This is a genomic window from Phyllobacterium zundukense, assembly GCF_002764115.1.
Lineage (GTDB): Bacteria > Pseudomonadota > Alphaproteobacteria > Rhizobiales > Rhizobiaceae > Phyllobacterium > Phyllobacterium zundukense.
This window is the reverse complement of record NZ_CP017940.1, coordinates 517,501-530,000: the sequence shown is the minus strand read 5'-3', so window position 1 is coordinate 530,000 and position 12,500 is coordinate 517,501. Positions and strand designations below refer to the sequence as shown.

The window sequence follows — 12,500 nt, the reverse complement described above, 5'->3', positions numbered from 1 at the left end:
GGACAGCCCGAACGGCGTGTCATTGGCCGTATGCAGTGCCTCCTCGTAGTCCTTGACGCGAATGACGCTGGCGACAGGGCCGAAAATTTCTTCGCGTGAGATGCGCATCTGGTTGGTCGCCTCGGTAAAGAGCGCCGGCTGCAGATAGAAGCCCGGCGTTTCCCGGTTCAGACGTTCGCCGCCGAAAACGAGGTTGGCGCCTTCGCTTCTGCCAATCTCGATGTAATCCATATCCTGCTTGAGTTGGCTCTCATCGACGACAGGACCGATATGCGTTCCGGCCTTGAGCGCGTCATCCACCACAAGGCCCTTCAACCGCTCGGTTGCTGCGAACACGAACTTGTCGTGAATGCCTTCCGTTACAATGATGCGCGATGACGCCGTGCAGCGCTGTCCCGTGGAGAAAAAGGCGCTGTTCACCGCCGCCTCGACGGCAACATTCACATCCGCATCGTCGAGAACAACAAAGGGGTTCTTGCCGCCCATCTCCAGCTGGAATTTGCGCATGTGCTCGATTGAGGCGGCGGCAACCCGCTTGCCCGTGCCGACCGATCCGGTGAAGGTGATGGCATTGACGTCGGCACTGTCGAGGATGGTCTGGCCCACCACCGAGCCCTTGCCCATGACAAGGTTGAGCACACCCTTCGGCAAGCCGGCGCGATGCAATATGTCGACGATTGCCCAGGAACAGCCAGGTACGAGATCAGCCGGTTTGAACACAACCGTATTGCCATAGGCGAGAGCCGGGGCAATCTTCCAGGCGGGAATGGCGATGGGGAAGTTCCAAGGTGTGATGATGCCGACAACACCGACGGGTTCGCGGGTGATCTCGACGCCGATATTCGGCCGGGCGCTTGGCAGCACCTCGCCGGCGAGCCTCAGCACTTCGCCAGCGAAGAAATCGAAGATCTGCGCGGCGCGCAGCGTTTCGCCAATGCCCTCGGCGAGCGTCTTGCCTTCCTCGCGCGACAATAGCCGGCCGAGTTCATCCTTGCGGGCAGTGATCTCATCGGCGGTTTTGCGCAAGATCGCATGGCGCTCGAGAATGCCGGACCGCGACCACGCCGGGAATGCCGCCTTCGCCGCAGCGATCGCATTCAGCGTGTCATCAGCCGTCGCCCGCGCATACTCGCCGACGACATCATTGGTGTTCGACGGATTGATATTGGCAATGGCGTCGCCACCGGCCCATTCGCCATTGATCAGATTCTGGTGGAAGGTCATGATATATCTCTCATCCTGTTTGGCGGAACCAATACCACAGGAGCAGCTTGTTTCAACGCCAATCTCCCGCCTCGCCGTTTTTTGATCTCAGGCAGTGCGCTTCAGCACGTCGCTTTCGCCGGGAACGAGTTCCATTGGCCAGATCAATTCCACCCTCTCCTGAGGATAGTTGTTCCTGAATGCCGGCATGGTCGAAAGCAGCGCTTCGGCCAGCTTGATACCGAGATCCCGCAACGAGATGCGAAAACAGGTCAGCGTTGGCGACAGGAAGCGGCTTTGCGTGCTCTCCCGGAAACCGATAACGGCAATGTCGCGGCCGGGATGGATACCCGCTTCATAAAATCGCCGGTAAAGACCTATGGCCATATTTTCGTTCACGAGAATGACCGCGGTCGGCATGTGCTTCTGGGCAAGCATGGCGCTGGCTACCTGGTATCCGCCCTCTTCATTGCTGTGTGCAGGAAGGACGAGCGCGGGATCGAAAGGGATACCATTGGCAGCAAGAGCGTGTTTGTAGCCGTCCTGGAAAACATAGCCGAGGTTGATATCGCTCGCGGGAACCCCGATGGCGATCCGGTTATGTCCGAAATTGACGAGACGCGTCACTGCCGTCGCTGCGACCCCTTCGAAATCGAGATCGATCCATGGATAGGCGCCGCCCGTAGCACTTCGCCCAAGGGCAACAAAGGGAATCTTTCGATCCAGCAGAAACGTAATGCGCGGATCGTTGCGCGTGGTGGCCGAAATGATCAGCCCATCGACAAAGCGGCGCCCGACCACACGATTGAGATAGGCGGAAGGATCTTCGTCGGTTCCGCACAGCAGCGCCACGAGATCGAGGTGGTGCCGCCGGAAAACCGATTGCACGCCCTCGAAGACCGGCATGAAGAAGCTCCCGCCATTGTCAGCGGTCTCGATGGTCGACTCGATCATGAAACCGATGGTGTTCGTCGTGCCCTGCCTCAGGCTGCGGCCAGACTGGTTGGGGACGTAGCCGAGCTTCTTCGCCGCCGCCAGCACGCGCTCCCGCGTCTCGGGATTGACGTCTGACTTGCCGTTCAGGGCCCGCGATACGGTACCGATCGAAATATCGAGATGGCGGGCAAGGTCCCGAATACTCACGCCTTTTCTCCCTTTGCCGACTCGTTCTGAGGGCCGCCCCTCATAAAACACCGAAATGAGGGATTGACAAAAACAAAACTCCTATATGAAATCGTAAACGTTTACGGAGCCCAATTGCAACCGATTTAATCGGTTTAGCCATGGATTTCGTTGGGAGGAGACAATATGCAGCGTGCGGTTTTAGTCGGCTGCGGAGCCATGAGCAAAGCCTGGTTCGAAGCAGTCCGCACCATTGGTGATGTCGAGATTGTCGGCGTTGTCGACTTGGACACCGCACGTGCAGAAACGCGGGCCACGGAATTTGGACTGGCCTCCGCCCTCATCGGTAACAATCTTGCAAGGGTCCTGGCCGAAACCAGCCCAGATGTGCTTTTCGATATCGTGGTGCCAGCCGCGCGGCACGCTACCGTTGCGGCCGGACTGGAAGCCGGATGCCATGTCCTCTCCGAAAAGCCTATGGCCGAAACACTGGAGGAGGCCCGCGATCTCGTTCGGCGTGCGCAAGAGGCAGGCCGGGTCCATGCCGTCGTGCAAAACAGGCGTTACCTCGCCCAGATCCGGCGTATCCGCAGACTGATCGAGTCAGGCGCTATCGGCGAAGTCACCAGCATCCATTGCGACTTCTTTCTCGCTCCGCATTTCGGCGGCTTCCGAGAAGAAATGCCCCACGTCCTGTTTCTCGACATGGCGATCCACACATTCGACGCCGCCCGCTTTATGGCCGGTGCCGCAGCCACTGCCGTTTACGCCCAGGAATGGGAGCCTGCCAATTCCTGGTACAGCCAGGGATCGTCCGCCGCCGCCATATTCGAGTTCGCCGACGGTGCGATTTTCACCTACCGCGGCAGCTGGTGCGCCGACGGTTTGCGTACAAGCTGGGAAAGTGCTTGGCGCATCGTCGGCAGCAAGGGTTCTGTTGTTTGGGACGGGCATGATGACATACGGGCCGAAGCCGTCACCTCCGGCAAGGATGGCCTGTTCTCCGGGGTGGCCGCCGTCGGCATCCCTCCCCTAGATGCTTCTGATCGCGTCGGCGGTCACCTCGGAGTCATGCAGGATTTTATTGCCGCTACACGCGGCGGTCCCGTGCCGGAGACAATCGGCACGGAGAATATCAAGAGCCTCGCCATGGTGTTCGGTGCGATCGACAGCGCCGAATCGGGCCGGCGCATCGAAATTACGATCTGAAGGAGTTCGAGAGTGAACAATCCGGCAAAGGCTATCCGTATCGGCACCATGATCAAGGGCAATGCACCGGATCCTGCCGCCTATGTCAAAAACATCCTGCGGCATGGTTTCGAAAGCATCGAACCCTTCTTTTGGCAGGTGATGAACAAGGATTTGCCGAGGCTGGCAGCCGAGTTGAACGAAGCGATTGGCGATGCGGACGTAACGATGACGACCCTCGGCATGTTCGGCAACCCGCTCGAGGATACTGAAATCGACCGCGAAACCCTGAAAGGCTGGGAAGCGCTGATCGACAATGCCCATCTTTTCGGCGCAACGACGATTGCGGGATTTACCGGACGCATTCGCGGGAAACCGATAGAGGAGAGCTTGCCGCAGTTCAGGCGGGTCTGGACGGAACTCGCCATGCGCGCCGCCGACAAAGGCGTGAAGCTCGCCTTCGAAAACTGTGCCATGGACGGCAATTGGGCAAGCGGTGACTGGAACATCGCCCATAATCCCGATGCGTGGGAAATGATCTTCAACGAAGTTCCCGCCGATAATCTCGGTCTCGAATGGGAGCCCTGTCACCAGATGGTCTATCTGATCGACCCGCTGCCGCAGATCCGCAAATGGGCGCCGAAGATTTTCCACGTTCACGGCAAGGACGCGACGATCCGCTGGGAAGTCATTCGCGAGCACGGCATTTTCGGCAAGGAGAAGTTCGTGTTCATGCGATCTCCGGGTTTTGGTGACACCAACTGGGTCGATGTCATCTCCGAATTGCGTCTTGCGGGCTGGTCCGGCTCGATAGATATCGAAGGCTGGCACGATCCAGTCTACCGCAACGAACTGGAAATGACCGGACAGGTCCATTCGCTCAATTATCTGAAACAAAGCCGTGGCGGCACATTCGTCGCCAATCCCTGATTTCCCGATGCGGGCCCGATTCCGGACGGGAGTTCCGGAGATGAAAGAAAGCCAACACCGGTCAAACGTGCCAGAAAGAAGCACGTGGTCCGGCCCAGCCACAAGAGGAGGAAGCGATGAAACGCATTTCACATTGGATTGCAGCGGCGGCGCTGCTCATATCCGGTGCTGCCGCGCAAGCCGAGCCGGTGACACTGGATATCTGGACTATCGATAGGCCCGATCAATATATGTATCTGTTGAAGGATGAATTCGAGCAAGCGCATCCTGACATCAAGCTGAACATCAAGACCGTCCAGTTTCGCGACATGGTCAATGATCTGGCCCGCGCGACCGCAACGGGCGAATCGCCCGACGTGACTTACATCGATAATCCGGAAGTCGCGCTCTTTGCCTCGCGCGGTCTGTTGCTCGATCTCACGCCGATGCTGGCGGAATCGAAAATCATCAAGAAGGACGATATCTTCCCTGGCCCCCTCTCATCGGTCACCTGGGATGGAAAGATTTATGGTGTTCCCCGCGGCGCCAATACAATCGCGCTCTACTACAATGCGGACATGTTCAAGGCGAAAGGCCTCGATCCGGACAACCCGCCGAAAACCTGGGATGAACTCTACGCTGCCGCGAAGAAGCTCAATGATCCGGCAAACAACATCTATGGTCTGGCGTTTTCGGCGGTAGCCACCGAAGAGGGGACATTCCAATTCCTGCCCTGGCTGCAGATGGCTGGCGGCGACTACAACAAGGTCGATACGGAAGGTGGCGTGAAGGTTCTGGATTTCTGGAGCAAGCTGCTTGATGAAAAGCTTGCCTCTCCGGACACGTTGATCCGCGGGCAGTTCGATTCGACTGGCACTTTCAATGCCGGCAATGCGGCGATGGCGATTTCCGGCCCATGGGAACTGCCCCGTATGGGACGCGAAGCAAAGTTTGAATATCGCGCTGCGCTCCTCCCAGTCCCTCAGGAAGGCGCAGCCCGCGCATCGGCCTTGGGTGAAGGCGACAACGTGATTCTCGCCAACAGCGAGCATCCGAAAGAAGCCTTTATCCTGCTTGAGTTCCTTTACGGAAAAATGCCCGATGTCTGGAACCGTTTCGGTTTTCTCCCGGCAGCGAAAGTGCAGTCCAACAATCCCAACACGCCGGCGATCTATGCGGTCTTTGAGGAAAGCATGAAATATGCCCGTAATCGCGGTCCGCACCCCGAATGGCCAAAGATCTCGAAAGCCATCTATACGGCGATTCAGTCATCGCTGACGCATCAGAGCGATGCGAAGACGGCACTCGCCACGGCGCAGAAACAGATCGACGCTGTTTTGAACGACTAGGTTCTTGTCGGTCGCTTCCCCGCCAATGCGGGGGAGCGACAATCATTCATATTGAAGCGGCGAGCGGGAGGACGCTATGCAGGGCATCATCAGGACCATCCGGGATGGCAGTGGATTTGATATCCTGCTGCTTGGACTTGCCCTTGTCTATCTGGTTACGTTCTCGGCCTTTCCGATCGTCTACAATATCATCATGTCGTTGCAGACCGTCGACATGTTCACGATCACCTCGTTCAAGCGGCCTTTCGTTGGCCTTGCGAACTACTACGATATTTTCTCGCAGCCGATTGCCGCTACCGTGCTCTGGAACACGGTAAAGTTCGTTGTGCTCTCGATCGTGTTCCAGCTCTCGATCGGATTCGGCCTTGCCCTCTTCTTCCAGCAGGATTTTCCGGGTGCAACCTATCTGCGCGGCCTGTTTCTTGCCGGGTGGATAATGCCGGCACTGGTCGTCGGCGCCATCTGGAAATGGCTGTTTGCAGGTGATTTCGGCGTCATCAACTATGCCTTGACGGCACTTGGCCTTGCCGACGATCGCATCTTCTGGCTCTCCGACCCCAATGTCGCCCTCTATGCCGTCATCATCGCCAATGTCTGGCTCGGCATTCCCTTCAACATGATTCTGCTTTCCGTCGGACTTGCAAGCATTCCGCGCGATGTCTATGAGGCCGCGGAGCTCGACGGCGCCGGTCCCTTCGAGCGCTTCCGGTCGATTACCCTGCCCCTGATGCGTGCTCAGCTCGGTGCTGTCATCTCGCTTGGCATGATTTTCACATTGCAGCAATTCGACCTGATTGCGGCACTCACGCAAGGCGGCCCGGCGGACAGCTCCAATGTCGCACAATACTGGTCGTGGCAGCTCTCGTTCCAGACCTACGAAATATCGCTCGGCAGTGCCGTTTCCGTCCTCATGATTCTCTTCGTCATTGTGGTCGCCGCGGTCTACGTCCGTTCCACCCGCCACGAACACAGTTACTGAGGAGAACGCTGGTGAAACGCTATATTCTTCTTGGTATCGGTCTCGTCATGACGGCGATTTACCTGTTCCCGCTCTACTGGATGTATCTCACGGCGCTCAAAGGCAGCACGGAAATCTTTCAGTTTCCGCCGACCTTCTGGCCCAACGACCCGCAATGGAATTTTCTGGATATCTGGAAAAGCCGCGACATGGGCCGCTACCTGTGGAACTCGCTGCTCATCGCAATCGGGGTAACGATACTTGTCACGACATTGGGGACCGGCTGCGCCTACGTCTTGTCGCGCGTTCGCAATGTCTGGATGGAGATCGCCCTCTTTGCCATCCTGATGATGCAGGTCCTGCCGTCGTCCCTGATGGTGACGCCGATCTTCGTCATGTTCAACCAGATCGGCCTCCTGGCCAGCCCGCGCGTCGCAGTAATCCTGGCGCAAACGGCAAAGGTGCTTCCCCTCTACATTGTGCTTTGCCGCGCGACGTTCGTGCAAGTGCCGCGTGAACTGGAAGAAGCGGCGCTTGTCGACGGGTCGTCGCGCATCGGCGCGTTCTTCCGCATCATGCTGCCTTTGGCGCGCAACGGCATTCTGGTCACCTCCGTGCTGATCTTCCTGCAATCCTTCGGCGAATATGTTTATGCGCGCTCGCTGATTGCCAAGAATGAGCTTCAGACAGCGACGGTCGGCCTGCAGACTTTCATGGGACCGAATGCCAATGACTGGAACGGCATCATGACCTACGCGGCCATCTATGTAACGCCCATCCTGATCGTATTCATGCTGTTGCAACGGCGTATCGTCAGCGGCCTGACCGCCGGCGCGCTGAAATGAGGTAAACCATGCTCCAGATCGAGATCGACCATCTGAACAAGCATTATGGCGGGTTTCACGCACTCAGGGACGTCAACATTGCCATCGAGCAGGGCTCGTTCGTCGCCCTTGTCGGGCCGTCAGGCTGCGGCAAGTCCACATTGCTGCGCACGCTTGCCGGACTGGAGAAAACCAGTTCCGGCGATGTCCGCATTGCCGGACAAAGCGTCATCGGCAAACCGCCGCGTGAGCGCGATGTAGCCATGGTGTTCCAGTCCTATGCGCTCTACCCGCATATGGATGTCGAGCACAATATGAACTATTCGATGCGGCTGAAGCGCCGTCCGAAAGACGAAATCGCCGAGCGTACACGAACCGCCGCAGAAACCCTTGGTCTTGGCAGTCTCCTCGGTCGCTTGCCCAAAGCCTTGTCAGGCGGTCAGCGGCAGCGCGTTGCCATGGGCCGCGCCATCGTGCGCAATCCAAAGGTATTCCTTTTCGACGAACCTCTTTCCAATCTCGACGCGGCGCTGCGTGTCCACATGCGCAGCGAAATCCGCAAACTGCATGAGCGCCTGAACGCGACTTCGGTTTACGTCACCCACGATCAGGTCGAGGCGATGACGATGGCTGACCATGTCGTCGTCATGCGTGCTGGCGTTGTCGAACAGCAGGGTAGTCCGCTTGATCTTTACGACCATCCGGCGAACAAGTTTGTTGCCGGTTTCATCGGCTCGCCGGCGATGAACTTCCTGCCTGCGACTGCAAGCGGCCATGGTACTGTCGTACTTGACACGAACGACGCGCAGCGGATCAACCTGAAACGCAGCACAGTTCCCGGTCGCGAACTCTGGGTTGGCATGCGACCCGAACACCTTTCATTGAAACCAAACCCCAACGACGTGGCCATTGATGCCGTCGTCACAGGCATTGAGTCGACGGGGAGCATGACCTTCATTGTTCTCGACGTCGCATCGCAGTCCGTGGTTCTCGCCCATAGTGGCAGGCCTGAAACGGGCAAGGGTGATAGGGTCCGCCTGCATATCGCTTTGGACAATATCCATCTCTTTGATCGCGAGACAGAACTGGCGATATAATGTTCTGGCGATTCTGGGCCGGCAGCAATTGCGACTCAGCTTCGCTGCTGCAATCATGGAGAAACCAACGCAGGGAATGAACATCCATGGTCTATCCGCTATTTAGCCTTGAGGGCCGGCTTGCCCTTGTTACCGGGTCCAGCCAGGGCATAGGCCTGGCGCTGGCCAGGGGTCTGGCAGCGCACGGCGCCGCAGTCATCATCAACGGCCGTGACAAGGCCAAGGTTGACGCGGCGGTCGCGGAGCTGAGGGCAGCCGGTTACACGGTCTATGGTTCCGATTTCGACGTCACCAGCCTTGAAGCTGTGAAAAGCGGTGTTGATCGGATCGAAGCCGAAACAGGTGCCATCGACATTCTCATCAACAATGCCGGCATGCAGTTCAGGGCACCGCTGGAGGATTTCCCCGAAGACAAATGGCTGCAATTGCTGCAGACCAATATCTCCAGTGTTTTCTATGCTGGCCAGAGCGTAGCGAAGCACATGATCAAACGCGGACGCGGCAAGATCATCAATATTGCCTCGGTGCAAAGCGAACTCGCCCGCCCCTCGATCGCACCCTATACGGCAACCAAGGGCGCCGTGCGCAATCTCACCCGCGGCATGTGTACGGACTGGGCAAAATATGGCCTGCAGATCAATGCGATCGCGCCCGGCTATTTCAAGACGCCGCTCAATCAGGCACTGATCGACAATCCCGATTTTTCCTCGTGGCTGGAAAAGCGCACGCCGGCCGGCCGGTGGGGCAATGTCGACGAACTGGTTGGCGCAGCGGTCTTCCTGGCCAGCGACGCATCTTCCTTCGTCAACGGCCAGGTCATCCATATTGATGGCGGCATCACCGCTTCGCTATGATTCGCGCTGTCGTCATGGGAGTGAGCGGCTCCGGCAAATCCTCGGTGGGAAGTGGAATTGCGGCGGCGCTGGGCTTGCCCTTCATCGAAGGCGACGTTCTGCACCCGCGAAGCAATGTGCAGAAAATGGCATCCGGTATTCCATTGACCGACGAAGATCGCTGGCCCTGGCTGGACAAGATTGGCGTCGAACTGGCGCGAGCCGAAAAGGGCATCGTGATTTCCTGTTCTGCTCTGAAGAAAATCTATCGCGATCGTTTGCGCCGGGCCGCCGGCGGTCCCCTCGCCTTCATCTTCCTCGATGGCAGTCTGGACATCCTGCGTAACCATATGGGCAAGCGAACCGGTCATTTCATGCCGCTTTCGATGCTCGACAGTCAATTGGCGACGCTCGAACCACCAACCGGCGAACCGCTTGTCCTTCGCCAGGACGTGAAAGAGCCGATCGACGGCATCGTTCAAACAAGCGTCACCTGGTTGAACGAGCTTGCCGTATAAACGCCAAAAACTCCGCTTGAGGCGGGGTTTTTGGATAAGAAGCTGGCTTTGTCGGGCATTGAGTTTGGTTGCGGGGACAGGCCTTTGCCGGTTCGGGTCTTCAATCAGTCCACTGGACTGATTGACCGGCTTTGCCGGACGTCCCTCACCCTTCAGGTTATGGTGAGCTTGCGAACGACGAGCTACCATCGCCAGCGAAGATGAAGTCTTCGCGCCAGCGATAAGGCGTGTTTCTTATACGAGGGAAGGATTTGGTTGCGGGGACAGGATTTGAACCTGTGACCTTCAGGTTATGAGCCTGACGAGCTACCGGGCTGCTCCACCCCGCGCCACCATATCCGGCTGTTGACCGGGATTGTTTGCCGCTTTTGCTGTTTTGCGTAAGTTTGATCTTACATTGTTTGGGCTGCAAAAGCAAAAGGCCGCCCTGCGTTAAAAGCGGCGGCCTGTTGGATTGTTCTGTGTGTTTGTGAGCTTTGAATAACGTTGCGTTTGGCAGACCTGGCAGCGACCTACTCTCCCGCGTCTTGAGACGAAGTACCATTGGCGCTGGGGCGTTTCACGGCCGAGTTCGGAATGGGATCGGGTGCAGCCACCCCGCTGTAACCACCAGGTCAGCAAAGCGCAACGTTATGTGAGAAGCTGGAGTTTTTGTTTGTTTTGATTGGAGGTTGCTTGCGTTCCGGGCGTAAGCCCGCAAGGCCAAGCGGCCGTCGCGGCTTATGCCGCGCGCTGTCGCAGCGCCCGCACCAAAGGTGCGATACGGCGCGTGAGACAAATCCAATCGATCTGTCTCGCAAGCGAGACAGATGGATATAAGTAATGAGAATGATCAAGCCAATCGAGCTATTAGTACCGGTAAGCTTCATGCGTTGCCGCACTTCCACACCCGGCCTATCAACGTGGTGGTCTTCCACGGCTCTGATAGGGAATACTCGTTTTCAGGTGGGTTTCCCGCTTAGATGCCTTCAGCGGTTATCCCGTCCGTATATAGCTACCCTGCTATGCGGCTGGCGCCACAACAGGTCCACCAGAGATACGTCCATCCCGGTCCTCTCGTACTAGGGACAGATCCTGTCAATATTCCTACACCCACGGCAGATAGGGACCGAACTGTCTCACGACGTTCTGAACCCAACTCACGTACCGCTTTAAATGGCGAACAGCCATACCCTTGGGACCTGCTCCAGCCCCAGGATGCGATGAGTCGACATCGAGGTGCCAAACAACCCCGTCGATATGGACTCTTGGGGGTCATCAGCCTGTTATCCCCGGCGTACCTTTTATCCGTTGAGCGATGGCCCTTCCACGCGGGACCACCGGATCACTATGACCGACTTTCGTCTCTGCTCGACTTGTCAGTCTCGCAGTCAGGCGGGCTTATGCCATTGCACTCGACGACCGATTTCCGACCGGTCTGAGCCCACCATCGCGCGCCTCCGTTACTCTTTAGGAGGCGACCGCCCCAGTCAAACTACCCACCATACACTGTCCCGGATCCGGATAACGGACCGCGGTTAGACATCCATATAGGTAAGGGTGGTATTTCAAGGGTGACTCCACGAGAGCTGGCGCCCCCGCTTCAAAGTCTACCACCTATCCTACACATGCCGACACGAATGCCAGTGTAAAGCTATAGTAAAGGTGCACGGGGTCTTTCCGTCTAACCGCAGGAACCCCGCATCTTCACGGGGAATTCAATTTCACTGAGTCTGCGTTGGAGACAGCGGGGAAGTCGTTACGCCATTCGTGCAGGTCGGAACTTACCCGACAAGGAATTTCGCTACCTTAGGACCGTTATAGTTACGGCCGCCGTTTACTGGGGCTTCGATTCAAAGCTTGCACCTCTCCTCTTAACCTTCCAGCACCGGGCAGGCGTCAGACCCTATACGTCGTCTTGCGACTTCGCAGAGCCCTGTGTTTTTGGTAAACAGTCGCTACCCCCTGGTCTGTGCCACCCTCCTTGACTTGCGTCAAAAAGGGTCACGCTTCTTCCGAAGTTACGCGTGCAATTTGCCGAGTTCCTTCAACGCAGTTCTCTCAAGCGCCTTGGTATTCTCTACCAGTCCACCAGTGTCGGTTTAGGGTACGGTCTATACGCGGGAGCTATTTCCTGGAACCGCTTCGAAGCCCCTCCAATCCAATAAGGAGGAACAACACACGCGATCCGTCACTACCCGCAGGCCCACGAATATTAACGTGGTTCCCATCGACTACGCCTTTCGGCCTCGCCTTAGGGGCCGGCTAACCCTGCTCAGATTAACTTTAAGCAGGAACCCTTGGACTTTCGGCGAGGGAGTCTCTCACTCCCTTTATCGTTACTCATGTCAGCATTCTCACTTCTGATACCTCCAAAGGCCCTCACGGGTCCCTCTTCAACGGCTTACAGAACGCTCCGCTACCACTTGCTTATTGCTAAGCAAATCCACAGCTTCGGTGTATGGCTTGAGCCCCGGTACATTTTCGGCGCAAAGACCCTTATTTAGACCAGTGAGCTGT

10 protein-coding genes, 1 tRNA gene and 2 rRNA genes (2 of these 13 only partly in view) are annotated in these 12,500 nt (G+C 57.3%); 8 read left to right on the top strand and 5 right to left on the bottom strand.

Annotation, left to right across the window (positions count from 1 at the left end; genetic code table 11):
• Positions 1 to 1,224, bottom strand: partial view of an aldehyde dehydrogenase family protein gene (locus BLM14_RS02640; protein WP_099997971.1) — the 5' portion only. Its footprint begins 210 nt before the window's first position; 1,224 of the gene's 1,434 nt are visible here — the first part of the coding sequence; its start codon is at positions 1,222 to 1,224; its stop codon lies beyond the left edge, outside the window.
• Between the two features lie 87 nt (positions 1,225 to 1,311).
• Positions 1,312 to 2,346 carry a LacI family DNA-binding transcriptional regulator gene (locus BLM14_RS02635; protein ID WP_099997970.1) on the bottom strand — a complete coding sequence of 345 codons (1,035 nt, stop codon included), beginning with the start codon at positions 2,344 to 2,346 and terminating at the stop codon, positions 1,312 to 1,314.
• A 165-nt stretch (positions 2,347 to 2,511) separates the two neighbouring features.
• Between BLM14_RS02635 and BLM14_RS02630 the strand changes: the two genes are divergently transcribed.
• The 8 genes from BLM14_RS02630 (at position 2,512) to BLM14_RS02595 (ending at position 10,001) form a co-directional block, all read left to right on the top strand.
• Positions 2,512 to 3,534: a Gfo/Idh/MocA family protein gene (locus tag BLM14_RS02630; protein WP_099997969.1), complete on the top strand. Its 1,023-nt coding sequence runs from the start codon at positions 2,512 to 2,514 to the stop codon at positions 3,532 to 3,534.
• A gap of 12 nt (positions 3,535 to 3,546) precedes the next feature.
• A complete protein-coding gene (locus BLM14_RS02625; protein ID WP_099997968.1) occupies positions 3,547 to 4,443 on the top strand; it encodes a sugar phosphate isomerase/epimerase family protein in 897 nt (298 codons plus the stop codon).
• Positions 4,444 to 4,559: 116 nt separating this feature from the next.
• A complete protein-coding gene (locus BLM14_RS02620) occupies positions 4,560 to 5,771 on the top strand; it encodes an ABC transporter substrate-binding protein (protein WP_099997967.1) in 1,212 nt (403 codons plus the stop codon).
• A 76-nt stretch (positions 5,772 to 5,847) separates the two neighbouring features.
• Positions 5,848 to 6,750, top strand: a complete 903-nt coding sequence (locus tag BLM14_RS02615) for a carbohydrate ABC transporter permease (RefSeq protein WP_099997966.1) — start codon at positions 5,848 to 5,850, stop codon at positions 6,748 to 6,750.
• A 47-nt stretch (positions 6,751 to 6,797) separates the two neighbouring features.
• Positions 6,798 to 7,574 carry a carbohydrate ABC transporter permease gene (locus tag BLM14_RS02610; RefSeq protein WP_100000993.1) on the top strand — a complete coding sequence of 259 codons (777 nt, stop codon included), beginning with the start codon at positions 6,798 to 6,800 and terminating at the stop codon, positions 7,572 to 7,574.
• Positions 7,575 to 7,582: 8 nt separating this feature from the next.
• Entirely contained in the window at positions 7,583 to 8,650 is a 1,068-nt protein-coding gene (locus BLM14_RS02605) for an ABC transporter ATP-binding protein (RefSeq protein ID WP_099997965.1), read from the top strand.
• Positions 8,651 to 8,736: 86 nt separating this feature from the next.
• Positions 8,737 to 9,504 (top strand): SDR family oxidoreductase, encoded by a 768-nt coding sequence (locus tag BLM14_RS02600; RefSeq protein WP_099997964.1) that lies wholly within the window; start codon positions 8,737 to 8,739, stop codon positions 9,502 to 9,504.
• A complete protein-coding gene (locus BLM14_RS02595; protein ID WP_099997963.1) occupies positions 9,501 to 10,001 on the top strand; it encodes a gluconokinase in 501 nt (166 codons plus the stop codon). Before BLM14_RS02600 ends, BLM14_RS02595 begins: the two co-directional genes overlap by 4 nt.
• A 252-nt stretch (positions 10,002 to 10,253) precedes the next feature.
• Here BLM14_RS02595 and BLM14_RS02590 read toward each other — a convergent pair.
• From BLM14_RS02590 to BLM14_RS02580, 3 genes are all read right to left on the bottom strand, one after another.
• Positions 10,254 to 10,330 (bottom strand) — tRNA-Met (locus BLM14_RS02590).
• 170 nt (positions 10,331 to 10,500) lie between these two features.
• Positions 10,501 to 10,615: ribosomal RNA gene (rrf, locus tag BLM14_RS02585) — 5S ribosomal RNA — on the bottom strand.
• A 214-nt stretch (positions 10,616 to 10,829) separates the two neighbouring features.
• Positions 10,830 to 12,500 (bottom strand): 23S ribosomal RNA (locus BLM14_RS02580) (it continues 1,361 nt past the right edge of the window).

What these genes read in the sequence shown, in the direction of transcription:
- BLM14_RS02630 (WP_099997969.1), top strand. Translation starts at nt 2,512, where the DNA reads ATGCAGCGTGCGGTTTTAGTCGGCTGCGGAGCCATGAGCAAAGCCTGG.
- BLM14_RS02620 (WP_099997967.1), top strand. Translation starts at nt 4,560, where the DNA reads ATGAAACGCATTTCACATTGGATTGCAGCGGCGGCGCTGCTCATATCC.
- BLM14_RS02615 (WP_099997966.1), top strand. Translation starts at nt 5,848, where the DNA reads ATGCAGGGCATCATCAGGACCATCCGGGATGGCAGTGGATTTGATATC.
- BLM14_RS02610 (WP_100000993.1), top strand. Translation starts at nt 6,798, where the DNA reads ATGACGGCGATTTACCTGTTCCCGCTCTACTGGATGTATCTCACGGCG.
- BLM14_RS02605 (WP_099997965.1), top strand. Translation starts at nt 7,583, where the DNA reads ATGCTCCAGATCGAGATCGACCATCTGAACAAGCATTATGGCGGGTTT.
- BLM14_RS02600 (WP_099997964.1), top strand. Translation starts at nt 8,737, where the DNA reads ATGGTCTATCCGCTATTTAGCCTTGAGGGCCGGCTTGCCCTTGTTACC.
- BLM14_RS02595 (WP_099997963.1), top strand. Translation starts at nt 9,501, where the DNA reads ATGATTCGCGCTGTCGTCATGGGAGTGAGCGGCTCCGGCAAATCCTCG.